This is a genomic window from Sphingopyxis sp. H073, from assembly GCF_001468395.1.
Taxonomy (GTDB): domain Bacteria; phylum Pseudomonadota; class Alphaproteobacteria; order Sphingomonadales; family Sphingomonadaceae; genus Sphingopyxis.
In genome coordinates, this window is record NZ_LNSG01000010.1 from 12,323 (window position 1) to 36,636 (window position 24,314).

The 24,314-nt window shown below is 66.8% G+C and carries 23 protein-coding genes; 11 read left to right on the forward strand and 12 right to left on the reverse strand.

Annotation, left to right across the window (positions count from 1 at the left end; all coding sequences use genetic code 11):
* Window positions 1–34 precede the first annotated feature (34 nt).
* From ATE64_RS17115 to ATE64_RS17125, 3 genes are read right to left on the reverse strand one after another with little or no spacing between them, the layout of a single operon-like run.
* A complete protein-coding gene (locus ATE64_RS17115; protein WP_058456212.1) occupies window positions 35–343 on the reverse strand; it encodes a metalloregulator ArsR/SmtB family transcription factor in 309 nt (102 codons plus the stop codon).
* Window positions 340–3,558: an efflux RND transporter permease subunit gene (locus ATE64_RS17120; protein WP_058456213.1), complete on the reverse strand. Its 3,219-nt coding sequence runs from the start codon at window positions 3,556–3,558 to the stop codon at window positions 340–342. Before ATE64_RS17120 ends, ATE64_RS17115 begins: the two co-directional genes overlap by 4 nt.
* Window positions 3,555–4,622, reverse strand: a complete 1,068-nt coding sequence (locus tag ATE64_RS17125; RefSeq protein ID WP_058456214.1) for an efflux RND transporter periplasmic adaptor subunit — start codon at window positions 4,620–4,622, stop codon at window positions 3,555–3,557. The genes ATE64_RS17120 and ATE64_RS17125 overlap by 4 nt, the downstream gene beginning before the upstream one ends.
* A gap of 187 nt (window positions 4,623–4,809) precedes the next feature.
* Between ATE64_RS17125 and ATE64_RS17130 the strand changes: the two genes are divergently transcribed.
* The 7 genes from ATE64_RS17130 to ATE64_RS17160 all read left to right on the forward strand — a co-directional run bounded on the left by ATE64_RS17130 (window position 4,810) and on the right by ATE64_RS17160 (window position 10,390).
* Complete coding sequence (locus ATE64_RS17130) at window positions 4,810–6,087, forward strand: FAD/NAD(P)-binding oxidoreductase (RefSeq protein ID WP_058456215.1); 1,278 nt, start codon at window positions 4,810–4,812, stop codon at window positions 6,085–6,087.
* 15 nt (window positions 6,088–6,102) lie between these two features.
* A complete protein-coding gene (locus ATE64_RS17135; RefSeq protein ID WP_058456216.1) occupies window positions 6,103–6,306 on the forward strand; it encodes a DUF2892 domain-containing protein in 204 nt (67 codons plus the stop codon).
* Window positions 6,303–7,565, forward strand: coding sequence for a TolC family protein (locus tag ATE64_RS17140; RefSeq protein ID WP_231729155.1), 1,263 nt, complete (start codon window positions 6,303–6,305; stop codon window positions 7,563–7,565). The genes ATE64_RS17135 and ATE64_RS17140 overlap by 4 nt, the downstream gene beginning before the upstream one ends.
* 17 nt (window positions 7,566–7,582) lie before the next feature.
* Window positions 7,583–8,506 carry an MBL fold metallo-hydrolase gene (locus ATE64_RS17145; protein ID WP_058456282.1) on the forward strand — a complete coding sequence of 308 codons (924 nt, stop codon included), beginning with the start codon at window positions 7,583–7,585 and terminating at the stop codon, window positions 8,504–8,506.
* A gap of 11 nt (window positions 8,507–8,517) precedes the next feature.
* Window positions 8,518–9,318: a sulfite exporter TauE/SafE family protein gene (locus ATE64_RS17150; protein WP_058456217.1), complete on the forward strand. Its 801-nt coding sequence runs from the start codon at window positions 8,518–8,520 to the stop codon at window positions 9,316–9,318.
* Window positions 9,319–9,380: 62 nt separating this feature from the next.
* Complete coding sequence (locus tag ATE64_RS17155) at window positions 9,381–10,046, forward strand: peroxiredoxin (RefSeq protein ID WP_231729156.1); 666 nt, start codon at window positions 9,381–9,383, stop codon at window positions 10,044–10,046.
* A complete protein-coding gene (locus ATE64_RS17160) occupies window positions 10,043–10,390 on the forward strand; it encodes a metalloregulator ArsR/SmtB family transcription factor (RefSeq protein WP_058456218.1) in 348 nt (115 codons plus the stop codon). Before ATE64_RS17155 ends, ATE64_RS17160 begins: the two co-directional genes overlap by 4 nt.
* A 9-nt stretch (window positions 10,391–10,399) precedes the next feature.
* Here ATE64_RS17160 and ATE64_RS17165 read toward each other — a convergent pair whose 3' ends face one another.
* Window positions 10,400–11,980 (reverse strand): ATP-binding cassette domain-containing protein, encoded by a 1,581-nt coding sequence (locus ATE64_RS17165; protein WP_058456219.1) that lies wholly within the window; start codon window positions 11,978–11,980, stop codon window positions 10,400–10,402.
* A complete protein-coding gene (locus ATE64_RS17170) occupies window positions 11,977–13,593 on the reverse strand; it encodes an ATP-binding cassette domain-containing protein (protein WP_082657510.1) in 1,617 nt (538 codons plus the stop codon). The genes ATE64_RS17165 and ATE64_RS17170 overlap by 4 nt, the downstream gene beginning before the upstream one ends.
* Window positions 13,594–13,682: 89 nt before the next feature.
* Between ATE64_RS17170 and ATE64_RS17175 the strand changes: the two genes are divergently transcribed.
* The 4 genes from ATE64_RS17175 to trxC all read left to right on the forward strand — a co-directional run bounded on the left by ATE64_RS17175 (window position 13,683) and on the right by trxC (window position 17,069).
* A complete protein-coding gene (locus ATE64_RS17175) occupies window positions 13,683–15,266 on the forward strand; it encodes a cytochrome ubiquinol oxidase subunit I (RefSeq protein ID WP_058456220.1) in 1,584 nt (527 codons plus the stop codon).
* A gap of 12 nt (window positions 15,267–15,278) precedes the next feature.
* Entirely contained in the window at window positions 15,279–16,427 is a 1,149-nt protein-coding gene (cydB, locus tag ATE64_RS17180) for a cytochrome d ubiquinol oxidase subunit II (protein WP_058456221.1), read from the forward strand.
* Window positions 16,428–16,441: 14 nt separating this feature from the next.
* Window positions 16,442–16,552: a cytochrome bd-I oxidase subunit CydX gene (cydX, locus tag ATE64_RS21290; RefSeq protein ID WP_082657511.1), complete on the forward strand. Its 111-nt coding sequence runs from the start codon at window positions 16,442–16,444 to the stop codon at window positions 16,550–16,552.
* A gap of 76 nt (window positions 16,553–16,628) precedes the next feature.
* Window positions 16,629–17,069 (forward strand): thioredoxin TrxC, encoded by a 441-nt coding sequence (trxC, locus tag ATE64_RS17185; protein WP_058456222.1) that lies wholly within the window; start codon window positions 16,629–16,631, stop codon window positions 17,067–17,069.
* A 213-nt stretch (window positions 17,070–17,282) separates the two neighbouring features.
* Here trxC and ATE64_RS21295 read toward each other — a convergent pair whose 3' ends face one another.
* The 7 genes from ATE64_RS21295 to ATE64_RS17215 form a co-directional block, all read right to left on the reverse strand.
* Window positions 17,283–17,441 carry a Flp family type IVb pilin gene (locus tag ATE64_RS21295; protein ID WP_082657512.1) on the reverse strand — a complete coding sequence of 53 codons (159 nt, stop codon included), beginning with the start codon at window positions 17,439–17,441 and terminating at the stop codon, window positions 17,283–17,285.
* Window positions 17,442–17,481: 40 nt separating this feature from the next.
* Window positions 17,482–18,984: an EAL domain-containing protein gene (locus ATE64_RS17190; protein WP_058456223.1), complete on the reverse strand. Its 1,503-nt coding sequence runs from the start codon at window positions 18,982–18,984 to the stop codon at window positions 17,482–17,484.
* A gap of 127 nt (window positions 18,985–19,111) precedes the next feature.
* Window positions 19,112–20,293: a GGDEF domain-containing protein gene (locus tag ATE64_RS17195; protein WP_058456224.1), complete on the reverse strand. Its 1,182-nt coding sequence runs from the start codon at window positions 20,291–20,293 to the stop codon at window positions 19,112–19,114.
* Between the two features lie 91 nt (window positions 20,294–20,384).
* Complete coding sequence (locus ATE64_RS17200) at window positions 20,385–21,395, reverse strand: LacI family DNA-binding transcriptional regulator (protein WP_058456225.1); 1,011 nt, start codon at window positions 21,393–21,395, stop codon at window positions 20,385–20,387.
* Between the two features lie 161 nt (window positions 21,396–21,556).
* On the reverse strand, window positions 21,557–22,546 hold the full coding sequence (locus ATE64_RS17205; RefSeq protein WP_058456226.1) for a DUF2891 domain-containing protein: 990 nt from the start codon (window positions 22,544–22,546) through the stop codon (window positions 21,557–21,559).
* A gap of 108 nt (window positions 22,547–22,654) precedes the next feature.
* On the reverse strand, window positions 22,655–23,593 hold the full coding sequence (locus tag ATE64_RS17210; RefSeq protein WP_058456227.1) for a DUF979 domain-containing protein: 939 nt from the start codon (window positions 23,591–23,593) through the stop codon (window positions 22,655–22,657).
* Complete coding sequence (locus ATE64_RS17215) at window positions 23,590–24,261, reverse strand: DUF969 domain-containing protein (protein WP_058456228.1); 672 nt, start codon at window positions 24,259–24,261, stop codon at window positions 23,590–23,592. The genes ATE64_RS17210 and ATE64_RS17215 overlap by 4 nt, the downstream gene beginning before the upstream one ends.
* Window positions 24,262–24,314 lie beyond the last annotated feature (53 nt).

The following is a 24,314-nucleotide window of genomic DNA, read 5'->3' on the forward strand; positions in this document are numbered from 1 at the left end:
TGCGTGGTGAGCCTGGGCCGGATACTCTTGCCGGCTATGCTGCGCTGCATGCCTCGCATAGCGCTGCGATGATCCGCTGCATCTTCGGGTCCGCCAATGTGTAGTATCGCGTTTGTGCCTCGCCGCGCAGCGATACGATTCCCTGTTTCCGGAAGCGCGCCAGGTGCTGCGACACCGCCGACTGAGAAAGCCCTGAAATCTCGGTCAGTTCGCCGACCGATACCTCGCGCTCGTCCATCTGGCACAGCATCAGCAGACGCTCGGGGTTCGCGAGCAGCTTCAAATAACCCGCCATGTCATGCGCATCGCGCTTGAGGATCGAGAGGTCGGTCGGCTTTGTCATGGAGAGCGGCTTCCTTCGCGGCCATCGTCGCGCAGGACGATGTAGATCGCGGGAATAACCAGCACGGTCAGCAGTGTCGAGGAGGCAAGCCCGAACAGCAGCGAGATGGCAAGCCCTTGGAAGATCGGGTCGGTCAGGATCGTCGCGGCGCCGATCATCGCCGCCGCCGCGGTCAGCACAATCGGCTTGAAGCGGATCATCCCGGCTTCGAGCAAGGTATCGCGCAGCGGCTTGTCGGGATTTTTCGCATGATTGATGAAATCGACGAGCAGTATCGAGTTGCGCACGATGATCCCGGCGAGTGCGATAAAGCCGATCATCGAGGTCGCGGTGAACGGCGCACCGAACAGCATATGCCCGAGCACGATGCCAACGAGCGTCAGCGGGATCGGCGTCAGGATGACGAGTGGAATCTTGAAGTTGCGGAACTGCCCGACGACGAGCACATAGATCGCGAGCAGCGCGACCATAAAGGCGGCACCCATGTCGCGGAAGGTCACCCAGGTAATCTCCCACTCGCCGTCCCACAGCAAAGTGGGCACCGCTTCATTCTCGGGCTGCCCGTTGAAACGGATGACGGGTTTTTCCATCCCGTGCGCCTTCCAGTCGAACGCCTCGATCGCATCGTCGACCGCGAAGATGCCATAGATCGGCGCCTCATAATCGCCCGCCAGCTCGGCGGTGACCATGTCGGCGGCGCGGCCGTTGCGGCGGAACAGCGCGGGCGAGCCGGCTTCCTTGCGCGCCTCGACGATCTCGCCCAGTTGCACGAGCCGGCCGCCCGGCCCCATGCTAGCGACCGGGGTCGCGGCGAGGCTGGCGCTCCACGTCCGCTGCGCCTGATCGAGCGCGACGCGGATCGGGAGCGGGTCGCGCCCCTGCCCCCGCGGCGCGTAGCCGACGGTCTGCCCGTCGAGCAGCACGCCGATGCTGTCGAACAGCTGGCGCTCCGAAATGCCATAGGCGTCCATCCGCGCGCGGTCGGGAACAAGGCGCAGCCGCGGGCGCGGCACCCCGAAGCTGTTGTCGACATCGACGACATAGGGAATGGTGCGAAACAATTTCTCGACCTGCTCGGCGGTCCGGCGCCGCGTCGCTTCGTCGGGGCCATAGATTTCAGCGAGCATCGTCGCGAGCACCGGCGGGCCCGGCGGCGTCTCGACGACCTTGATCGACGCACCGGGGGGCAGCGGCAACGCCTTCTTCAACTTCTGACGCAGGTCGAGCGCGATGTCGTGGCTCGACCGGTCGCGCTCATCCTTTGGCGCCAGCGTCACCATCACATCGCCCATCTCCGGGCGGCTGCGCAGGAAATAATGGCGCACGAGGCCGTTGAAATTGAACGGCGCCGCGCTGCCCGCATAAGCCTCCATCGAGCGCGCTTCGGGCAATTGCCGCGCAATCGCCGCGGCGGCGTCGAGCGTACGCCCCGTGGTTTCGAGCGAGGTGCCTTCGGGCATGTCGAGCACGAGCTGCACCTCCGACTTGTTGTCGAAGGGCAGCAGCTTCACCGTCACCGCCTTGAAATAGAACATCGAGCAGGCAACGAGCGTCGCGACGCCGACCGCGATCAGGAAACGGCGCGCGCTCTTGCGGTCGCGGATCACATGCCGGGCGACGCGGCCGTAAAGTACTCCGAGCTTGCCGCCGGTCGCATGGTGGTCGTGGCCGTGCGCGAGCGTGTTCCGCGCAAACCGCACCATCAGCCACGGCGCGATGATCACCGCGACAAAAAAGGAAAAGAGCATCGCCGCCGAAGCATTGATCGGGATCGGGGCCATATAGGGGCCCATCAGCCCGGAGACGAAGAGCATTGGCAGTAACGCCGCAACGACGGTCAGCGTCGCGATGATCGTCGGATTTCCGACCTCGGCGACGGCATCGACCGTGGCATCGATGCGGCTGCGGGCGTCGGCCATCGCCCAGTGGCGCGAGATATTCTCGATCATCACGATCGCGTCGTCGACGAGTATGCCGATCGAAAAGATGAGCGCGAACAGGCTGACGCGGTTGATCGTGAAGCCCATCAGGTTCGAGGCGAACATGGTGAGCAGGATCGTCGTCGGGATCACCACCGCGGTCACCGCCGCCTCGCGCCAACCGATCGCAAAGCCGATCAGGATGACGATCGACACCGTCGCCAGGCCGAGGTGGAAGATCAGCTCGTTCGCTTTTTCGTTGGCGGTCTCGCCATAGTTGCGCGTCACCGCGACATCGACCCCGGCGGGAATCAGTGTACCGCGCAGCGCTTCGACCCGCGCGACGACAGCGTGCGAGACTTTCACGGCGTTGGCGCCCGAACGCTTGGCGACGGCGAGGCTGACCGCGGGCGCCATCGCCCAATGTCCGTCTTCGCCCTTCGCCCAGCGCCACGCGCGCGCCTGCTCCTCGGCCGGTCCCTGCGTCACCGTCGCGACGTCGCGCAGATAGACGGGGCTGCCGTTCGCCCCGCGCACGGTGATCGTCGCCAGCTCGGCGGCGCGGCGCACTTTCTGTCCCGCAACCACCGCCGTCGCCGCACCGCCTTCGCGCACCGTGCCGAGGGGAAAACTGCGGTTGGCCTGCGCTGCCGCGTCGATCAGCGCACCGAGCGAGACCCCATGCGCGGCGAGCTTCGCGGGGTCGGGCGTGACGCGAAGCTGTTCCTCCTGCCCGCCCGCGATGAAGGTCAGCCCGACATCGTCGACCTTCGCGACCTCGGTGCGCAACCGGGTCGCGAGCGCGTGCAGCGCCTGTTCGGTCCATTCGCCGCGCGCGCCGAGTTTCGGCGACAGCGTGAGGACGACGATCGGCACGTCGCTGATCCCCCGCGCCGTCACCTGCGGCGGCTCGATGCCCGCCGGGATTCGGTGCATGTTCGCCGACAAGCGCTCGTTGATGCGCGTCGCGGCATCGTCGGGGTCCGAACCGACGAGGAAGCGCGCGGTCACCATCACCCCGTCATCCTCGGCCTGCGTATAGACATGTTCGACGCCGTCGACGCTTTTGACGATCGTCTCGAGCGGCTTGCCGACCAGTTCGACCGCATCGCTTGCCGACAGGCCGGGTGCGCCGACCATCAGGTCGACCATCGGCACGCTGATCTGCGGCTCTTCCTCGCGCGGGATCGTCAGAATCGCGAGCAGCCCGACAAGGATCGCCGCGAGCAGCATCAACGGCGTCAGCGGGCTCTGGATCGTCGCGCGCGTCAGCCGCCCGGAGATGCCGAGGCTCATGGGCGCGCACCGGCCGACGGTGCGATCAGCGTATCGCCCGTGGCGGCGCCCGAGAGGATTTCGACGCGTGCCGGGTCGTCCGACGGCGCGATCTGGACCGGCACGCGCGACGCCGAATCCTTGCCGACGCGGATCGTTACATAATCGATGCCATAGCTGGTTTCGACGAAGCGTCTCGGGACGACGAGCGCCTGCCGCTCGCCGGTCGCGACCCGCGCGGTGATCCGGCGGCCGACCATATTGCTCGCAAGCCCCGGCATTTGGACGTCCGCGGCCATCTGCCCACCGGTCACCGAGGGATAGACGCGGCTGACGGTCGCGCGCGGGGTAACGTCCTTTGCACCCTCTGTCAGGCCCGTCGCCAGGACCGAACTTCCGACGCGCACCTTGCCCGCCAATGTTTCGGGAAGTTCGAGTCGCAACACCATCGGCCCCGAGGTGATCGTCGCGATCGATGTGCCGGCCGCGACTGCGGAGCCCGCAGGAACCTGCGCCGTCAGGACGCGCCCTGCCGAGGGAGCGACGACCGCGCCCTGTCCCGCAACCGCGCCGACCGCCGATTGCTGCGCCTTCGCCGCGTTGACCTGCGCCCGCGCGGCGCGCGCCGCGGCCTCGGCCTGATCGAGCCGCGCCTGGGTATAGACGCCGTTGGCGTGGAGATATTTGACGCGTGCCAGTTCGGCCTCTGCCTGCGCGACCTGCGCCTGCGCCGCGGCCGCCTGCGCGCCATAAGCAGCGCCTTCGTAGCCGAGCCTGCTGTCGACGACGCGGCCGATCACTTGTCCCTTGCGGACAAGATCGCCCTCGCGGATGGTCAGGCTTTCGAGGATGCCGGGGATGCGCGCGCGCGCATCGGCCATGTCTACGCTCGTCACCAGCGCGCCGACGTCCTTCCACTCGGTGACCGTCGAAGGCCGAAGGACCAGCGTTTCGCCCTTTGTCTCCACCGCTCGCTCGGCTGGCGGCGGCGCGTTGCCGCCGCACGCCGAAAGCATCAGTGCGAGAGCCGCGAGGCCGGGTGCGGATATTCCCCTATATCGCGGACGGCGGAATGGGCTCAGCATGGCGAAACTCCTCGATTGATCGGCATCCTAGGAGCGGCCCGTAGTTTCAGATATTGCTAATATTACGTATATTGCATATTAGGAAAATCTAATATGGACGTCAATCGAGACTGGCAGGCATAGTCCCGCCTGCCGCTTGGGTGTCGAACCCGAGGGAGTGCTGCCCTGCGGAGCAAGGAGAAAGCGAATGTCGCTTCCGAAGATCGTTGTCTTGGGCGCCGGGCTCGGCGGGACGATCGCGTCCTATGAGATACGCGATGCCGTGAAGGACAAGGCCGAAGTCATGGTCGTCTGCGACCAGGAAAATTACTGGTTTGTGCCGTCCAACCCATGGGTCGCGGTGCGCTGGCGCGAGCCCGAGGCGATTCGCGTCCACCTGCCTCCCGTCATGAAACGCAAGGGCATCGGTTTCACCGCGGTCGGCGCCAGGCGCGTCCACCCCGCCGAAAGCCGGATCGAACTCAATGACGGGTCGTTCGTCGATTATGACTATCTCGTCATTGCAACAGGGCCGAAGCTCGCCTTCGACGAGATCGAAGGCTTCGGTCCCGAGGCGAATACCGTCTCGATCTGTACGACCGATCATGCCGCTGCCGCTGCCAAGGCCTTCGACCGCTTCTGCGAGAACCCCAGCCCGATCGTCGTCGGCGCGGCGCAGGGCGCTTCCTGCTATGGCCCGGCCTATGAATTCGCGCTGATCCTCGACACCGAGCTCAGGCGCCGCAAGATCCGCGACCGGGTGCCGATGACCTTCGTCACCGCCGAGCCCTATATCGGCCACCTCGGGCTCGACGGCGTCGGCGATACCAAGGGCCTGCTCGAAAGCGAGCTGCGCGATCGCCACATCAAATGGATCACCAATGCGCGCGTCGCGAAATTCGAGCCCGGCATGGCGCATGTCGAGGAAGTCGCAGCGGACGGCAGCGTCAAGGCGAGCCATGATCTGGCCTTCGGCTATGCCATGCTGCTGCCCGCCTTTCGCGGCGTCGATGCGGTGTTCGGGATCGACGGGCTGACCAACCCGCGGGGTTTCATCCTCGCCGACAAGCATCAGCGCAATCCGACCTTCATCAACATCTATTCGCTCGGCGTCTGCGTCGCGATACCGCCGGTCGGCCCTACGCCGGTGCCCGTCGGAGTGCCGAAGACAGGCTTCATGATCGAATCGATGGTCGCCGCGAGCGCGGAGAATCTGAAGCTCGAACTCGCGGGGCAGCCGCCGCTGCACGAGGCGACGTGGAACGCTGTCTGCCTCGCCGATTTCGGCGACGGCGGCGTCGCCTTCGTCGCGCAGCCGCAAATCCCGCCGCGTAACCTCAATTGGTCGGCGTCGGGCAAATGGGTCCATCTCGCGAAGATCGGCTTCGAGAAATATTTCCTGCGCAAGGTCCGCAAGGGCGAGAGCGAGCCTTTCTACGAAAGGCTGGCGATGCACGCGCTGGGAATCCGCAAGCTCCGCTTCTGACGAAAGGAAAATGTGATGAATCTCGATCGTGCCGTACTGCGCTTCGCCGGTTTTATCGTCCTGCTGGGGGTTTGCCTCGCGTGGTTCGTTCATCCATACTGGATCGCGCTCGCCGCCTTTGCCGGGCTCAATCTGATCCAGGCAAGCTTTACCGGCTTTTGCCCCGCCGCGATGCTCTTCAAGCGGCTCGGGCTGCGTGCGGGCGCCGCCTTTCGGTGAAGCGCGCAACTGTCCTGATCGCGGTGAATCTCGCAGCTTTCGCGCTGGCGCACGGGGCGAGGGCGCAGGATCTGGCGACGGCGATCGCCGACACGCGCGCGCATTCGCCCGAGCTAGTCGCGGCCGAAGCCGACGCCGGCGCCGCCGAGGCGAGGGTTGCGCAGGCGCGCGCGGCGGCGGGTCCGACCGCGCGGATCGAAGGCAGCATCGGTTATGGCCGGCTTGATCCCGGCGGCTATTTCGGCCTGTCGGCCGACGATGTGACGCCGAGTGCGGTCCAGTTCGTCGGTGAATATCCGCTCTATGCCGGCGGACGGATCGCCTCGGCCCTCGATCAGGCGGTCGCGGGCCATCGCGCGGCAAAGATCGGCGCGGACATGGCGCGGCAGAATCTGACGCTCGCGACGGTGTCGAGCTATGCCGAGGTCCTCACGGCACGCGAACTGGTCGCGAGTTATGCCGCGCTGGTCGCCGCGCTCGACGAGATCGTGCGCCACGCCGCGCTGCGCTACGATGTCGGCGACGCAGCGAGCAGCGAGGTCGCGCAGGCGAGGGCGCGCCGCGCCGAAGGACAGGCGGGCCTTGTTCAGGCGCAGGGCCGGCTCGCGGCAGCCGAGGCACGGTTGGAACGGTTGACCGGCAAAACTGTCGGCGTGCTCGCTGCGCTGCCGCCGCGCCCCGAAGTTCCCGCATCGCTCGGCGACGCTGTCGACGCGGCGATCGCTGCAAATGCGATGCTTGCTCAGGCCGGCGCGGCGGTCGATGGTGCCGACGCCGGCGTGCGTGCGGCCAAGGCCTCGAACCGCCCGACGATCGGCGTCTTTGCTGAGGGAGCGCGCGTGCGCGACCAATTCTTTCCCGATTACCGCGCCGACAGCATGACCGTCGGGCTGCGCGGTCGCTGGACCTTTTTCGACAGCGGCGCGGGCGGCGCGCGCGTGCGCGAGGCGCATGCGCAGCGGTCGGCAAGCGCGGCGCGGCTGCGGCAGGCGCGCGACGAGGTGACGCAGGCGGTGATCGAGGCGTGGAGCGGCCTCGAAAGCGCCGAGCGCGGACTGGAAGCCGCGCGCGAAGGAGATATAGCTGCGCGCGAGGCGCTGCGCGGCACGCGGCTCGAAGTGCGCTCGGGGGCTCGACCGCCGCTCGCCGAGCTCGACGCCGAGCGCGAGGCGATCGCGGCGACTGCGCGCCTTGCCGAGGCGAGGGCGGCGGTGCAGGTCGCGGCATGGCGGCTGCGGCTCCTGTGCGGGATCGAATGAAAAGCGAAGGACTGCCGATGACCGACCTCCACCGCGATACGGCGGCCGCGACGATCGAAACCGCGCGGCGCACCCGCCACACTCCCATCGTCCGGACTTTCTTCGACGAAGCGACCTTCACGGCGACGCACGTCGTCCACGACCCTGCGACGCGGAGGGCGGCGATCATCGACTCGGTGCTCGATTTCGACCAGGCGTCGGGCCGGACGAGCCATGGCGCGGCCGATGCGATCGTCGACTATGTCGGCGCCGAGGGGCTGAGCGTCGAATGGCAGATCGAAACCCACGCCCACGCCGATCACCTGTCGGCGGCGCCCTATTTACAGGAAAAACTGGGCGGCCGGATTGCGATCGGACGGCATATCAAAACCGTGCAGACGATGTTCGGCGAGATCTTCAACGAAGGCGAACGTTTTGCACGCGACGGATCGCAGTTCGACCGGCTGATGGCCGACGGAGACACCTTCAGGGTTGGTGAAATCGACGGCATCGTCCTCCATACGCCGGGCCACACGCCCGCGTGCATGGCGTGGATCATCGGCGACGCCCTGTTCACCGGCGACACCTTGTTCATGCCCGACTATGGCACCGCGCGCGCCGACTTTCCGGGCGGCGACGCGCGCACGCTCTATCGATCGATCCGCCGCTTGCTGTCGCTTCCGGGCGAGACACGCGTCTTCCTGTGCCATGATTACAAGGCACCGGGACGCGACAATCATGCGTGGGAAACGACGATTGCCGCCGAGCGCACCGCGAACGTCCACGTCCATGACGGTGTGAGCGAGGACGTCTTCGTCGCGATGCGCGAGGCGCGCGACAGGACGCTGGCGATGCCGAAGCTGATCCTGCCGTCGGTACAGGTCAACATGCGCGGCGGTCGCCTGCCCGAGCCCGAGAGCAACGGCACACGCTACCTCAAGCTGCCGCTCGACATTCTCTGAGCGCTGGCGCGATGCCCGATCCCGCGACGCTCGATCTCGCGCAGATGACCCTCGGCGCGCTGTCGGGTGTGCTCGTCGGCTTCACGCTTGGACTGGTCGGCGGCGGCGGGTCGATTCTTGCAGTGCCGCTGATGATCTATCTGGTCGGCGTGCCGCAACCGCATGTTGCGATCGGCACCGCGGCGCTGGCCGTGGCTGCCAACGCCGCGGCCGGTCTGGCCAACCATGCGCGCGCCGGCCATGTCCGCTGGCCGTGCGGGTTGACTTTTGCCGGCGCCGGTATCGTCGGCGCGCTTGCGGGATCGACACTCGGTAAAAGCTTCGACGGCGACAGGTTGCTCCTTCTCTTCGCGCTGCTGATGATTGTCATCGCGGTGGTGATGCTGCGCAGGCGCGGACGGACAGGCGATCCAATGGTGCGAATCAGCCGCGAAAACGCCCCGCGATTGCTCGGCTACGGCCTTGGCAGCGGAGCGTTCAGCGGCTTTTTCGGAATCGGCGGCGGCTTTCTGATCGTGCCCGGCATCGTTGCCGCAACGGGCATGCCGACGATCAATGCGGTCGGCACCTCGCTCGTCGCGGTCACCGCCTTCGGGCTGACGACGGCCGCCAACTATGCCTGGTCGGGGCTCGTCGACTGGCAGCTGGCCGGGCTGTTTATCGCCGGCGGCGCGTTCGGGAGCTGGCTCGGCCTGAAGGGTGCGCAGCGCCTGTCGGAGCACAGCGGGCGGCTCGACACGATCTTCGCGCTACTCGTGCTCGCAGTCGCCGCCTATATGCTCTACCGGGGTGCGGGCGCGATGCCGGGCTGATTTCGAGCATTCATTTACACGATATCGTGAAATATATATATCAGGTCGGCAAAGGATGTCCCGTGCCCGACAGCAACGCCTCTCGCCCCGAACCCCCGCTTCGCATCGGCGACATGGCGCCCGATTTTGTCGCTCGCAGCACAGCCGGAACGCTGCGGCTCAGCGACTATCGCGGCAGGTGGCTGCTCTTCTTCTCGCACCCCGGCGATTTCACGCCGGTGTGCACGAGCGAATTCGTCGCGATCGCGCGCGCGGCGGATCGGTTCGCCGCGCTCGGCTGCGAATTGCTCGCGCATTCGGTCGACAGCCTCTTTTCGCACCTCGGCTGGATCCGCGCGATCCACGACGATCTGGGCGTCGCGATTCCCTTCCCGGTGGTTGAGGACAGTTCGCTTGAGATCGCCCATGCATTCGGTATGGTCGATCCGGCGTCGAACAACGCCGCATCGGTCCGCGCCGCCTTTTTCATCGATCCCGACGGCGTGATCCGCGCACTCACCATCTACCCGCTGTCGGTCGGGCGATCGGTCGCCGAGTTGCTGCGCACTATCGCGGCGCTTCAGCGCACCCACGACGGCGCGGCGATGACGCCCGCCGACTGGATGCCCGGCCACGATATCCTGCTGCCCCCCGCGCTGCTCGCCAAGGAGGCACTGGCGGCGAAAGGCACAACCGGCTGGTTCTATCAGCTCGCGAAGGACCGGCCGACCAAGGCCGGGGCGCCATGACCGACGGTGCCGATACAGACGACGTCCTGGTCGAATTGCTTCGTGTCCTCGCGCATCCGGTACGCCTGAAGCTCGTCTTCGCGATCCGCGAGCAGGAGCTAGCGGTCGGCCAGATCGAAAGCGCGACCGGTATCGGCCAGCCGCTGCTCAGCCAGCAACTCGGCGTGCTGCGCAAGGCCGATATCGTCGACACGCGGCGCGAGGCTAAGCAGATCTTCTATCGGCTGCGGCCCGAGGCGCTGGTACCGATCCGCGTGCTTGCCGACCGCCTGGGCGACCGCGCGGCGCCGCCGCCCGCCGGTGGCGACGCAAGCGCGGCCCATTTCGCGCGTATCCTGCGCTAGGATCCTGCCCTAGAGCCGCAAGCGACGGCTCACGAGGCCGAGCATCGCCGGTCGGTGGCTGACCAGGATCAGGCCGGTACCAGTCCTTTCCAGCCAGGTGCCGAGATTGCCGGCCAGCCGCGCTTCGGTGGGGGCATCGAGCCCCTCACTCGGCTCGTCCAGCAGGAGCCAGGGGCGTCCCGCGAGCAGCGCCCGTGCGAGCGACAGGCGCTTTCGCTGGCCGCCCGACAGCCGCGCGCCATCGTCGCCGAGCCAGCAATCGAGCCCGCCGGGCAGCGCCGCGACGACATCGTCGGCGCAAGCGAGCGACAGGGCCTCCGCCATCGCGGCGCGGCCGAGCCCGGGCCGCGCGAGCGAAAGGTTGTCGGCAACGCTCCCCGCGATCATCGCGGCGTCCTGAGCGGCCAGCGCAAAAAGGATGCGGCGGGTGGCGAGTGGCAGCCGTGCGGCCGGGACGTCGCCGATCGCGACCGGCTCGGGCGCGTCGTCGCGCAGGCCGGCGAGCGTTTCGAGGATCCGCGTCTTGCCGCTGCCCGACGCGCCCGTCAGGGCGACGCGTGAGCCGGGCTCGATCAAGTGGCGCGCGCCGTGGAGCGTGATCTCGATCTTGCGGTCGCTCGGCACGGGATACTCCCGCGGCGTTCCCGGTTCCGGAAACATCGCGTCGAGCCGCGCACGCGCACCGCGGCTCTTCCAGCGCTGGAGGTCGAGCCGGATAAAGGCGCCGGCGATTTCCATCGCGGCCGCGGCGGCCAGCGCCGCGAGCGCAACGAGCGGCGGACTTGCGGTCGACGCCGCGATCACGCCCGCGACCGCGCCGCCGGTCAGCGCCCAATGCACGACGCCGATGGCGGCGTCCGTCCGCGCCAGCGCGACGCGCGCGGTGTGGAGCGGCGTCCCGGCATCGGCGAGTGCGGCGCGGACGTCGGAACCGAGCCCATAGACGATAAGGTCGTCGCCGCCCGATGCCATGCCGACATAGCGCTGCTTGAGCCGTCCAAGCGCGGCACTTTCGGCCGTGAGCGCGGGGGCGATGCTGCGGGCGCCGATGGTGCGCGCGACGAGCGCGCTGCCGATCGCGGCAACGAATAATATGACAGCGGGAACGATGCCGGCCAGCAGGACGAGCGCGCATGAGCCCGTCAGCGTCGCGACTCCCGACGGGACGAGCGTGGTGCGGAGCAGGGCCTCTTCCAGCGTCTGCACATCCTCGCCCAGCCGCGCTGCGACATCGCCGCGCGCGCGGATCAGCGCAGCGGACGGCGGCGCGGCGACAAGGCGCGCAAACAGGCGTGTGCGCACCTCGGCGAGTGCGAACAACATCGCCTGATGGCTGAAGAGCCGCTCGCCATAGCGCGACAGCGTGCGCAGGATTGCGAGCGCGCGGATCGCGGCGCTGGGGACCAGATAGTTGAACGCCTTGACCGCCGCGGCCCCGGCCAGCCCGGCGATCGCCGCGCCGGTCAGGAACCACCCCGACATCGCGAGCAGGGCAACGGCAGCCAGCGCCGCGAGCGCGGCTGACGCCATGCCGAGCAAGATGGCGCGGCGCTGTCCGCGTCGCGCGGCGTGAACGAGGTCGTCGATCATGCGAGCTCCACGACGCTGTCGGCGATCGCGGCGAGCCGTGGGTCGTGCGTCGCGACGATCAGCAGCCGCGTTTCGGCGGCGCCTTCGAGCAGCGCGACGACGCCATCGGCGTTTTCGGCGTCCAGATCGGCTGTCGGCTCGTCGAGCAGCAGGATCGGGCGCGGCGCGAGCAGCGCGCGCGCGAGGCCGATCCGCCGCCGCTCGCCACCCGACAATCCGCTGCCGCGATCGTCGATTGCCCAGTCGAGCCCGCTGCCACGCGCCGCGATCAGCGCATCCAACCCGAGCGTGTCGAGCAAAGCCAACGCCTCGTGCTCGCTCGTTCCCGATTGATCGAGCAACAGATTGCGACGCAGCGTATCGGGCAACAACAGCGCCCGCTGACCCGCCCAGCCGCAATGCGGCGCGATCGCGGCGGGATCGAGGGCGACCTCGTCCATTCGCATCTCCCCCGTCTCGATCGCCACCTGGCCGATCAGCGCGCGCAGCAGGCTGGTCTTCCCCGATCCGCTCGGCCCCATGATCAGATGCAGGCCGGGACCGTTCCATCCGGCGGTCACCGGACCGATCGCGGCGCCTTCCGGATGCCGAACGACGAGGCTGGAGAGCGCGAGCCGTGCGGCATGTTTCGGTGTATCGATAGACGTGGGGGCGGGCGGGAAGCTCTCCAGTCGCATGGCGATGGCCGCCATCGCCGCCACGCCCTGCTGCTTTTCGTGATAAGCGGCAGCGAGCCGGCGCATTCCGACATAGAATTCGGGCGCAAGCGCAAGGACGAAAAAGGCGCGCGCGAAATCGAGGCGTTCCGGCGCCGCGAACGGGAGCAGGCCGAGCAGCGAAAAGCCGCAATAGACCGCGACGAGCGCGACCGCGAGCGCGCTGAAGAATTCGAGGATCGCGCTGGAAACGAAGGCGACGCGCAGTACGCCGAGTGTGCGGGTGGCAAGATCCTGTGCCGCCACGTCGATATGCCGCGTCACGCGATCCTCGGCGCCGCAGGAGAGGATCAGCGGCAGCGCGCGTACGCGATCGACGAACAGCCCGCCGAGCCGCGACAGCGCGCCAAGCTGGTCTTCGCTCGCACGGTGAGCAGCACCGCCCGCAAGAGCCATGCCGATGGCGAAGGGGATGAGCGTCGCGAGCAGGATCGCCGCCGCGACCCAGCTGGCAGGGAAGGCCGCCAGCGCCACCAGCAACGGCGAGAGCATGGCCGCCCGGCGAAGCGGGAGGAAGCGCGCGACATAAAGTTCGATCCGGTCCACACCCGCGACGATAAGTTCGGCATCCTCGCCGGCGAGCCGCCCGCGCCCGGCGGCGCTTGCGATCAGCGCCGGAGCGAGGCGCGCACGCGCCGCGTCGGCGATCGCCATGCCGTGCCGCAACCCGGTCATCATCGCCCCCGCTTGCGCCAGTCCCCGCAGCGTTGCTGCTGCGACGAGCAGAAGAATCCAGATCGCTGCATCGTCTCGCCCTGTTTCCGTGACGATCGGCGCGAGCAACCGCGTCAGCGCCAGGGCGAAGATTATCGCGGCCGCCGTATCGCCAAGCCACGCGACAACCGCTCCGGAGCACGCCCGAGCGCTTTCAGGTGAGACATTCTGACCGATTGACATTTTGCTTATATTCACACATTCTTATATTCATTAAATGACGCGCCGGCAAGAGCGGTGCGCCGTCCGAGTCGCCGTTCAGGAGTGACGCAATGGATCTGGCCGTAGTCGAGCTTTCCCGCCTGCAATTCGCCTTGACGGCACTTTATCATTTCCTCTTCGTCCCGCTCACCCTGGGGCTCTCTTTCATGCTTGTCATCATGGAGAGCATCTATGTCATCACCGGGCGCGAAATCTGGCGCACGATCACGCGTTTCTGGGGCAAGCTGTTCGGGATCAACTTTGTCCTCGGCGTCGCGACGGGGCTGACGATGGAATTCCAGTTCGGGATGAACTGGTCCTATTATTCGCACTATGTCGGCGATATCTTCGGCGCGCCGCTTGCGATCGAGGGGCTGATGGCCTTCTTCCTCGAGGCGACTTTTGTCGGGCTGATGTTCTTCGGGTGGGAAAAATTATCGCGGCAGGTCCACCTGCTCGTCACCTTCCTCGTCGCACTGGGATCGAACCTGTCGGCGCTGTGGATTCTGATCGCGAATGGCTGGATGCAGAATCCGGTCGGCGCGCGGTTCAATCCCGAGACGATGCGCATGGAGGTGGCCGACTTCTATTCGGTGCTGTTCAATCCGGTTGCGCAGGCCAAGTTCGTCCATACGGTAAGCGCTGGCTATGTCACGGCATCGGTCTTCGTGCTCGGTATTTCGGCCTGGTACCTGCTGCGCGGCCGCTTCACGCCGCTGGCAAAAAGATCGCTGACGGTGGCAGCGGCTTTCGGCCTCGCGTCTTCGCTGTCGGTCGTCGTGCTAGGCGACGAGTCGGGCTATGCGCTGACCGACAACCAGAAGATGAAGCTAGCTGCGATCGAAGCCATGTGGCACACCGAAAAGGCGCCCGCGGGCTTGACGCTGGTCGGCTTTCCGTCAGTCAAGGATCGCACGACCTATTATGAGATCAAATTGCCTTACGTGCTCGGGCTCATCTCGACGCGCAGCCTCACCGGCGAAGTGCAGGGGATCAACGAACTGGTCCTCCATGCGCAGGAGCGTATCGAAAGCGGCAAGATCGCCTATGGTGCGCTTGAGCGGCTGAAGGCCGATCGCACCGATGCCGCGGCCCGCGCGCTGTTCGAGGAACATCGCGGCGATCTTGGCTACGGGATGCTGCTCAAGCGTTACGTCGCCGATCCGCAGACAGCGAGCCGCGATCAGGTGATGCAGGCCGCTTGGGACACTGTTCCCAATGTTCCCGTCACCTTCTGGCTGTTCCGGCTGATGGCCGGGCTCGGATTCTTCTTCATCGGCTTCTTCGCGTTAGCCTTCTATTTCGCGACCGTGCGGCGTTTCGACGTCAAATGGTTCCTGCGCCTTGCCGTTCTGATCATACCGCTTCCGTGGATCGCGATCGAAATGGGCTGGGTGCTCGCCGAATATGGCCGTCAGCCTTGGGCGATCGAGGGCGTGCTGCCGACATTCCTAGGCGCATCGAGCCTGACGGTGGCGCAACTCTGGACGACGATCATCGCCTTCACCCTGCTCTACGGCGGCCTCGCCGTTATCGAAATGCGGTTGATGCTGGCGAGTATCCGCAAGGGGCCCGAGCCGAACCGCCTCGCGGGGGGCGCACCAGAAACCGCAGCCAAACCCGGCGCGGGCTATGCCCCGCTTCCCGCCGAATAAGGAGGCACGATCATGGCGATACCCATCGACTACGAAACCCTACGCCTGATTTGGTGGCTCTTGCTCGGCGTCCTGCTGATCGGCTTCGCACTCACCGACGGTTACGATCTCGGCGTCGCGGCGCTGCTGCCCTTTGTCGCGAGAACCGACGAGGAACGCCGTCTTGCGATCAACAGCATTGCGCCGACCTGGGAAGGCCATCAAGTCTGGCTGATCCTCGGCGGCGGCGCGATCTTCGCTGCGTGGCCCTTCGTCTATGCGATCAGTTTTTCGGGCTTCTATCTCGCGATATTCCTCGTGCTGGCCGCGCTTATCCTACGGCCCGTCGCTTTCAAATATCGGTCGAAGCACGATGACGCCGCGTGGCGTAGCCGCTGGGACTGGGCATTGTTCATCGGCGGCATCGTCCCGGCGCTCGTGTTCGGGGTCGCGGTGGGCAACGTCCTCATCGGCGCACCCTTTCGTCTCGACAGCGATTTGCGGGCCTTCTACGAGGGATCGCTGCTCGGGCTCTTCACTCCCTTCACCTTGCTCACCGGGCTGCTCTCGGTCGCGATGATCGTATTGCACGGCGCCGGCTGGCTTGCGATCAAGGTCGAGGACGGCGCGGTGATGGAACGCGCCCGGCGCTTGGGCAAGTTCGCTGCGCTGCTTGTACTTGTCCTCTTCGCAATCGGCGGCATGATGGTCGCGACGACCTCGATCGGATACCGGCTCGAAGGCGCCATCGACGCGGCCGGACCGTCGAACCCGCGGTGGACGACCGCGGCATCCGCGCCGGGCGCCTGGCTCGAAAATTATGAACGGCAGCCCTGGATGCTGCTCGCGCCGATCTTCGGCTTCGTCGGCCCCGCGCTCGCATACCTCGCGATTGCGCGACGGCGGCAGGCGATGTTGTTTGCCGGTTCGGCGACGGCGGTTTTCGGGATCATTTCGACCGTCGGCATGTCGATGTTCCCATTCATTCTGCCCAGCTCGATCGACCCGCACTCAAGCCTGACCGTCTGGAACGCCTCGTCGAGCCACCTCACCTTGTGGATCATGCTGGTCGTGACGCTGATCTTCCTGCCGATCGTGCTCGCCTATACGGCGTGGGTGCTGAAGATCCTGTTTGGCCGCATCACCCTCGAAGAGGTGCGCACCAACCCCGACTTTTACTGACCGGAGGATAAGCGATGTGGTATTTCACCTGGGTTCTCGGTCTCGGCCTCGCGGTCGGCTTGGGTATATTGAACGGGCTATGGCATGAATTTCACTCGCCTGCCGACGAGGACGGCACCCTCTAGCGGCTCTAGTACTCGTCCGGCCAGCCCACCTTCCCGACAGGAGGCCGATGGGCAAATGCTCCGGGAGGAATCTGGCGTGGCTGACCCTGAAATCCTCATCTGTCCGAACTGCGATGCCGGTAACCGTGTGCCGCACGCGCGGCTGGCCGACGGGCCGCGCTGCGGTAAGTGCGGGGCGGCGCTATTCCAGGGCGAGCCGCTTGCACTCGATGCGCCGCGCTTCGATCGGTTGATCCGCATCGGCACCTTGCCCGTACTCGTCGATTTCTGGGCCGAATGGTGCGGGCCCTGCAAGGCGATGGCCCCGACCTTCGCGGCGGCGGCCCGCGATCTCGAGCCGGAAATTCGTCTCGTGAAGATCGACACCGAGGCCCAACCGTCGCTCGCCCATCGTTATGCGATACGCTCGATCCCGACGCTTGTGCTCGTCGCCGGCGGGCGCGAGGTCGCGCGGCAATCCGGCGCGATGGACCGCGCCTCGCTGATCCGCTGGGCTCGAGCGGCGGCCGGGCACTGATCTTGCTACCGGAAAGACCGGTCATCGGGCGCCGCCGACGTTGATCCCGCGCTTGAGGATATGAACGCCGGAAAATGTATATATAATAACAGGTTGTTAGAGGCGATATGACCGTCCGTGAAACTAAAGTTATAATCGTCACGGGGCATCCAGTTTTTCCCGGAAACAGTCACAGCAATTTCAAGCTGGCTGGTGCAGCGATCTGCGCTTTCATCAGCGCAGCGCGTTCGCGATCGTCAGGAAGATGGTTTCGAGATTGAGACCCAGCGACTGGAAGGCGACGATGCACGCTACCGAGATCAGCGCGGCGATCAGGCCATATTCGATAGCGGTTGCGCCCTTTTCGTCACGCAGCAGGCATCGCTTCGCCATCGGGTGGGTTCTCCTGTTCTGATAGGGGCTAAGGTTGAATTCAGGGGTCCGGGCTCAGGTCACGCTGCGCGGTGCTGCCGAAGGGATCCTTGCCGGGACGACCGAAGAAATAGCCCTGGGCCTGCGGGCAACCGGCGTCAAGCAGTATCCGCCGTTGCTCGTCGGTCTCGACCCCTTCGGCGACGATCGGCACGTTGAAGCTGCGCCCGAGCCCGACGATCGCGCGGACGATCGAGGATGCGGCCGCATCATGGCGCATCGCGGCCACGAAGCTGCGGTCGATCCTGATCTTGTCGAAGGGGAAGGCTTTCAGATTGCCGAGCGAAGAAGGGCCGGTGCCGAATTCGTCCATCGCGATGCGTACACCCGACGCGCGGATTTCGTGGAGCGTCTGCAGCGCGCGCTGACGGTTGCGCAGCAGCGCGGCCTCGGGAATCTCCAGTTCGAGCCGATGGCCGTCGAGTCCCGACCGGTCGAGGGCGTCGCGGACGACCGCGACGAAATTGGGTATGCGGAGCTGCACCGCCGATATCTTGACTGCGACCGCGAGCGTGTCCGGCCAGGTCGCGGCGGTCGTGCAGGCCTGGCGCAGCATCCATTCGCCGATCGGGACGATCGCCCCGGTTTCTTCGGCAACGGAAAGGAAGGCCTCGGGCGCGATCTCGCCGAGCCCGGGATGGCGCCAGCGAAGCAGCGCTTCGTAACCGACCACCGAGCCGACCGCGGCGGCGACGAGCGACTGGAATTCGAGGTAAAGCTCGTTGCGCGCGACCGCAAGCCGCAGGTCGCGGTCGAGCGTGCGGCGTTCGCGGGCGACCCTGTCCATCTGCCGGTCGAAAAGCGCGGCGCCGCCGCGCCCGTCGGCTTTCGCCCGGTAAAGCGCGATGTCGGCGTTGCGCCGGATCGTCCCGGCATCGGCGCCGTCGCGCGGGAAGAGCGCGACGCCGATGCTCACCCCCACCGCCATCGGGTCGCGCCCGCGGTCCATCTCGATCGACACCGTGTCCAGAATACGGTTCGCGAGCTTGCGTGCATCGTCGGGGCCGGAGATGCCGGCCTGGATGATCAGGAATTCGTCGCCGCCGACCCGCGCGACGATATCGGTGCCGCGAACCGCGGCGCGAAGCATGTCGGCGACGCGGCACAATATCGCATCGCCTGCGCCGTGCCCGAAGATGTCGTTCACCGCCTTGAAGCGGTCGAGGTCGAGCGCGAGCAGCGCGAACGGCTCGCCCGCGTCGATCGCGTCATCGAGCGCATCGGTGAAATGCGCGCGGTTCGACAGGTCGGTGAGCGTATCGTGCGAGGCGAGATGCTCGATCCGGCGCAGGGCGCGGTCGCGGCCGGGAAGGTCGCGGACGGCGAGCCGCCGGCCGACCGCCACGCCGGCGAGCGCGATATTGGCGGCTGCGATCGCGGCGATCAGCCAGCCGGCACCGCCCGACGCGGCGAGGCCGGCATTGCCGAGCAGGAAAATCGCCATCGTGACCGGGAACGGCCGCAGGCCGCTCCGGACGCGCCCGTGGCCGAGGGCATCGAACATCGCATTGCTCCCCTGGTCCCCGAAACCGTTGTGGAGGGGAGCGATGAAAATTGCCTCGGCTATTCGGTATTACCCCATGAAGCATGAACCGCTTGCGGACGCGGTGACGCCCGGGGGCTGCCGCTGGTCAGCCGCCGCCCGCGGCGAGCCGGACCGGCACCGGACTGAACGCCCGCACGCGATTGCGGCCCGCGCGTTTCGCTTCGTAAAGCGACTGATCGGCCTGGCGCAGCAGTTCGGATAGTCCCTCGTCGGCGCGGCCTGCGGTGATGCCGACGCTCGTCGACGGGACGAGGTTGGGCGGGATGTGTTCGGCGCAGGAGGTCGGGAAGCCGATGCGGATGATCTCGGCGAGCTGGCGCGCCCCCTCGATGCTCGCGCCGGGAAGCAATATGGCAAACTCCTCGCCGCCGATGCGCCCCGCGACCATGTCCGCCGGACCGAGCTGTCGCACATGCGCGCCGAACGCAGCGATGATCGTATCGCCCACCGCATGACCGTGGCGATCGTTGACCTCCTTGAAATGGTCGAGGTCGGCGATCAGCAGCGCGACGCCATGGCCCTCGTCGGCCGAGCGACGGAGCGCGGTGGTCGCATTGGCCTCGAACCCGCGGCGGTTGAGCAGGCCTGAAAGGTCGTCGGCATTCGCCTCGACCTTGAGCTCGCGCACCATGTCGATCGCGACCGCGACGGTCAGGCAGATCGCGGCGACGATCGATACCATCGCCTGGCTGAACTGCACCGTGGTCCAGTAGAGCGACTGCTGGAAACCGACATAGCTGTCAAAGCCGCCGCGCAGCGACAGAAGCACGACCGGACGGACGATCAGGTTGACCGCCGACAGCCCCGCGACCCAGAAGAGCAGCTTGTCGATGAGGAAGGGCTTCGCGACCGGCCACAGCGCCCGCACGACCATCGACGCGATCAGCCCGGCGCCGATGCTGATCGCATAGATGCGCGCGCTGATGCTGGGGTGACCGAGCAGGAACCACAGGAAGGCACCCATCGAAATCGCGCCGGTGATCGCCATCGCGCGCCAGGGTACGGGCAGCGCATAGCGTTTGATGATCGCAGCAGCGAAAAAGACGCCGGTCAGCAGGAAGCCGAGATTGGCAGGAATCCGCTGCGCCTCCATCGGCAGCACGGGCGCGACGTCCTGGATCAGGAAAGCGATCGCCGAACAGAAATAGGCTGCGGCGGCATAGGCGATATAATGTTCTTGCCGCTGACGCCACATCCAGAAAAAGGCAGCCGCGAACAGCAGGTCGATGCCCGGATTGAGCAGTGAAATGAAAAGCTGTCCCGTCAATGCGGCTTCCTGCGACCCCCGTCAGGCATCGTGCCCGCGCATGGATAACAAGTCGTTACAAGGACATGGGAAAATCGGAAGTGTGTAACGGTTAGGCGGTGCCGCGGAGCGCAAGTTGGACGGGAATCCGCGTGCCGCTGCGCGTGAAATCATCGTCCTCCAGCGCCATCGCGACCATCGCCTCGCCGGCAGCGTCGAGATCGGGCTCGATCGTGGTCAGCGCGGGGTCGGCAAGGGTGCCCGCGCGGATGCCGTCGAAGCCGATCAGCGCGACATCGTCGGGTATGCGGCGACCGGCGTCCTTCAGGCCCTGCAGGACGCCGAGCGCGAGCATATCCGACGCGGCGAAGATCGCATCGACGTCGGGATGCGCCGCGAGCAGTTCTGCAGCGGCGGCCACGCCCTGCGCGTGGCGGTCGACCGCGGCGGGGGGCTCGACAATGACGGGGGCGATGCCGTGCGCCGCGAGCGCGGCGGCGAACCCGTCGCGGCGCTCGTCGAACTGGCGCTGCGGCGAACGCTGCGGGCCGACGAAGGCGATGCGCCTGCGACCGCTCGCGACCAGATGCTCGGCGGCTAGGCGGCCGCCGGTGTCGTTGTCGCTGCGCATCCAGTGGAAGGGGTCGCCGGGGCTGCCCCAGCAGACGAAGTCGAGGCCCGAGCGCTGCGCCTCGGCGAAATAGTCCCATGCCTCGCGGTTGCTGGTCGTGCCGATGACGATCATCGCGTCGGCGAGGCCGCTGGCGACGAAATCGGCGCGGAAATTGTCGGCGCTTTCCTGGAAGGAGACGAGCAGGTTGAAGCCGCGCGCCGAGGTGGCGGCGGCGATGCTGCCGAGCAACGCGAAATAGAAGGGGTTGATCGCGCTGCGATCCTCGCCGGGGCGGCAGATGGTGACGAGCGCGAGCGTCTCGCTGCTTTTGAGGCGCAGCGACGAGGCGTGGCGGTCGACGACATAGCCGAGCTCGCGTGCGGCGGTGGAGACGCGGGCGCGGGTTTCGGCGTTGACGCCGGGCGAGTTGCGGAGCGCGCGCGAGACGGTCGATTGCGACACGCCGGCGCGCTCGGCGACGTCGAACGATGTCGGGCGCAGCGTTTTCATCGGCAGTCGGTCTCCCCTGTTGCGTCGTCTCTCGCCGTGTGGGGAAGGCTTGTCAATCGCACCCTCCTCCTTCGTCATGCCGGACTTGATCCGGCATCCGTCGCCGCATCGTTGCCATGGACCCCGGATCAAGTCCGGGGTGACGAAAAAGGGGTGTGTCGTCAGAGACCATCTAGCGCCAGCAGCGCGAAGCTCGCGAGCCAGTGCTCGCCCATATAATCGCCGGTGACGTGCGGGAGCGCGGCGGTGAGGTGGCGCGCGGCGGCGGCTTCGGCGACGGGGGCGACCGGATGCGCAGGACCCAGTGCCGCCGCGATCCTGCGCCAGCACCACGCGCGACTGAGATTGAGGCCGTCGAGATGCGCGATCTTGCCGTCGCTGCGGTCGGAGACGGTGGAGGGGGTGAAGAGGGTGGCGGGCTGTACCTGTGCTGCGCGGGGCAGGAAGGCGTCGAACCAGCCGGTGAAATCGTCGCCGAGGACGACGGCCATCAGATGCGCCTCGGTGAGCGCCGACGAGAGAAATTCGTCGCCGCCAGGCTCCCACGCCTGACAGTCGCGGTCGTCGGCGAACCACGCCTTTGCTGCCGCGTCGATCAGCGTCGCGAGCGCAGGGTCGCGCATCCTTGCCCAGTCGCGTGCGAGGAGGAGCGCGAAGGCGATGTTGAAATGGGTGCCGACGCGCAGCGGGTAGGTCATCTTCGGGAGGAAGGAGTGAAAGCGCTGCGCGAAGGCGAGCGCAAGCGGTTCGAGCGCGGCAGCCCAAGGGGCATCGTGACGCTCGGCTTCCTTATGGAGCGCGAGGAGCCAGGCCCAGCCATAGGGGCGTTCGAACGTGGCCGAATAGGGGCGATCGAGGAAGGCCAGCTCGCCCGCGACCTTCTCCGGCACGAGCATCGCGTCGGCGCGGGCGCGGGTGTCGGCACTGACGGGAAGGTCGGGAAAGCGGCGCGCGAGGCGGAGGATCTGCCACCAGCCGTGAACGCAGCTGTGCCAGTCGAAGCTGCCGTGGAAAATCGGGTGATGCTCGCGCGGCGGTTTGGCGTCCTCGGGTCCGTTGAGGACAAGGTCCATCTTGTACGGATACTCGCGGCCGAGGTGCGACAGGGTGGCGGTCGCGAAGCGGGTGGCGTGGTCGGGGTTCAATTCCATGCGGCCTCCATATCCGTTCGCGTCGAGCGAAGTCGAGACACCCAGAAGTCATGGATGACCGACGGGCATCTCGACTTCGCTCGATGCGAACGGAAAAAGGGATCGGCGCTAGAAGGCGAAGATATAAATGAAGAGGATGTTCACGGCGAGCAAAGGCAGCGCGGTGCCGACCTGTGCCCGGATCACGCCATAGGGGCTTTTGAGTTCGAGCAGCGCGGCGGGGACGAGGTTGAAGTTCGCCGCCATCGGGGTCATCAGCGTGCCGCAGAAGCCCGCGAGCATGCCGATCGCGGCGACGACCGCGGGGTCGCCATCATAATGTTTGATCAGCAAGGGCAGGCCGACCGCGGCCATCATCACCGGAAAGGCGGCGAAGGCGTTGCCCATCACCATGGTGAAGAGCGCCATGCCGAGCCCGAAGGCGAGCACCGCGCCGAACAGGCTGCCCTCGGGAATCGCGGCGCCGATGAGGCCGCCGACGACCTCGCCGACGCCCGCGAGCGCGAAGACTGCGCCGAGGCTCGCGAGCATCTGCGGCAGGATCGCTGCCCAGCCGACGGCGTCGAGCAGGCGGCGGCCCTGCTGGAGCGGGAGGAGCGCGGGGGGTTTGAGGCGCGCCATGCCGACCGCCAGCGCAATCAGCACGCCGATCGCGAGCGAAATGAGCGTCGCCTGCTTGGGGTCGGCGAGGCCGGGAATCCATTTGAAGAGAAAGGTCCCCGCGAGCGCGACGACGGGGATGATCAGCGCGACGAGGAGCAGGAAATTGCCGTAGCGCAAGGCGCGCGCGGCCTGAACCTCGGCGGGGACGTCTCCCCCGCGGCCGCGGCCGATCTGCCCCGTGCCCGCGATCGCGACGAGCGCGAGGACGAGCAGCCCGTTGCCGAAATCGCCCAGATAGTCGCCGAGGATCATCGAGGTCGCGAGCAACCCCCAGAAGGCGGCGTTGCCGAACCGTCGGGGGTTGCGGCGATCATAGAGGCCGAGCAGCGCGAAAAGCGCAAAGACGATCCCTGCGAAGATATAGACGAAGTCGAGCGTGATCATGCGCCGGCCGCCGTCTTTTGCATCCGCTTTTCGAGGCGGCGGAGGCGGAAGCCGTGGATCAGGAAGGCCGCGATCGCGGTCGGGATCGCCCAGAGCGAGAAGTGCAGCGGCTCGATCTGATAGCCATAGCCTTCGAGCACGCCCTTCATCAGCAGGATCGAACCGATCGCGAGGAAGATGTCCTCGCCGAAGAAGAGGCCGACGTTATCGGTCGCGGCGGCGAAGGCCTTGACCTCCTCGCGCTGGTCGCCGGTGAGCGCGTCGTTCTTCGCCTCGGCGGCGGCTTCGGCCATCGGCGCGACGAGCGGGCGGACGGTCTGCGCATGGCCCGCGACCGAGGTCAGGCCGACCGCGGCCATTGCCTGGCGGAGTAACAGGTAGCCGGTGAGCAGGCGGCCGAGCGTCGCGCCCTTCATGCGGTCGATCAGGCTGCGCGCATGCTGCTGGAGGCCGTAAGCCTCGAGCAGGCCGATCACGGGAAGGACGATCCAGATGATCGAGACATAGCGCGTGTCGTTGAACGCCTTGCCGAAGGCGGCGACGATCGCGGCGATATCGAGCCCCGCCGCGAGCCCGGTCGCGAGCGCCGAGGCCATGATCACGAGCAGCGGATTGAAGCGGAGCAGGAAGCCCGCGATGATGATGGCGATGCCGATCAGGACGAGCATGGCTTAATTACCTCCCCCTCGTTGGGGGTGCGGTCTCGGTCTGAGCCGATGAT

Bases quoted from the DNA above. Each gene is read 5' to 3' on its own strand.
- ATE64_RS17115 (WP_058456212.1), bottom strand. From the start codon at position 343: ATGACAAAGCCGACCGACCTCTCGATCCTCAAGCGCGATGCGCATGAC.
- ATE64_RS17120 (WP_058456213.1), bottom strand. From the start codon at position 3,558: ATGAGCCTCGGCATCTCCGGGCGGCTGACGCGCGCGACGATCCAGAGC.
- ATE64_RS17125 (WP_058456214.1), bottom strand. From the start codon at position 4,622: ATGCTGAGCCCATTCCGCCGTCCGCGATATAGGGGAATATCCGCACCC.
- ATE64_RS17130 (WP_058456215.1), top strand. From the start codon at position 4,810: ATGTCGCTTCCGAAGATCGTTGTCTTGGGCGCCGGGCTCGGCGGGACG.
- ATE64_RS17135 (WP_058456216.1), top strand. From the start codon at position 6,103: ATGAATCTCGATCGTGCCGTACTGCGCTTCGCCGGTTTTATCGTCCTG.
- ATE64_RS17145 (WP_058456282.1), top strand. From the start codon at position 7,583: ATGACCGACCTCCACCGCGATACGGCGGCCGCGACGATCGAAACCGCG.
- ATE64_RS17150 (WP_058456217.1), top strand. From the start codon at position 8,518: ATGCCCGATCCCGCGACGCTCGATCTCGCGCAGATGACCCTCGGCGCG.
- ATE64_RS17160 (WP_058456218.1), top strand. From the start codon at position 10,043: ATGACCGACGGTGCCGATACAGACGACGTCCTGGTCGAATTGCTTCGT.
- ATE64_RS17165 (WP_058456219.1), bottom strand. From the start codon at position 11,980: ATGATCGACGACCTCGTTCACGCCGCGCGACGCGGACAGCGCCGCGCC.
- ATE64_RS17170 (WP_082657510.1), bottom strand. From the start codon at position 13,593: ATGTCAATCGGTCAGAATGTCTCACCTGAAAGCGCTCGGGCGTGCTCC.
- ATE64_RS17175 (WP_058456220.1), top strand. From the start codon at position 13,683: ATGGATCTGGCCGTAGTCGAGCTTTCCCGCCTGCAATTCGCCTTGACG.
- cydB (WP_058456221.1), top strand. From the start codon at position 15,279: ATGGCGATACCCATCGACTACGAAACCCTACGCCTGATTTGGTGGCTC.
- cydX (WP_082657511.1), top strand. From the start codon at position 16,442: ATGTGGTATTTCACCTGGGTTCTCGGTCTCGGCCTCGCGGTCGGCTTG.
- ATE64_RS21295 (WP_082657512.1), bottom strand. From the start codon at position 17,441: ATGGCGAAGCGATGCCTGCTGCGTGACGAAAAGGGCGCAACCGCTATC.
- ATE64_RS17190 (WP_058456223.1), bottom strand. From the start codon at position 18,984: ATGTTCGATGCCCTCGGCCACGGGCGCGTCCGGAGCGGCCTGCGGCCG.
- ATE64_RS17200 (WP_058456225.1), bottom strand. From the start codon at position 21,395: ATGAAAACGCTGCGCCCGACATCGTTCGACGTCGCCGAGCGCGCCGGC.
- ATE64_RS17205 (WP_058456226.1), bottom strand. From the start codon at position 22,546: ATGGAATTGAACCCCGACCACGCCACCCGCTTCGCGACCGCCACCCTG.
- ATE64_RS17210 (WP_058456227.1), bottom strand. From the start codon at position 23,593: ATGATCACGCTCGACTTCGTCTATATCTTCGCAGGGATCGTCTTTGCG.
- ATE64_RS17215 (WP_058456228.1), bottom strand. From the start codon at position 24,261: ATGCTCGTCCTGATCGGCATCGCCATCATCATCGCGGGCTTCCTGCTC.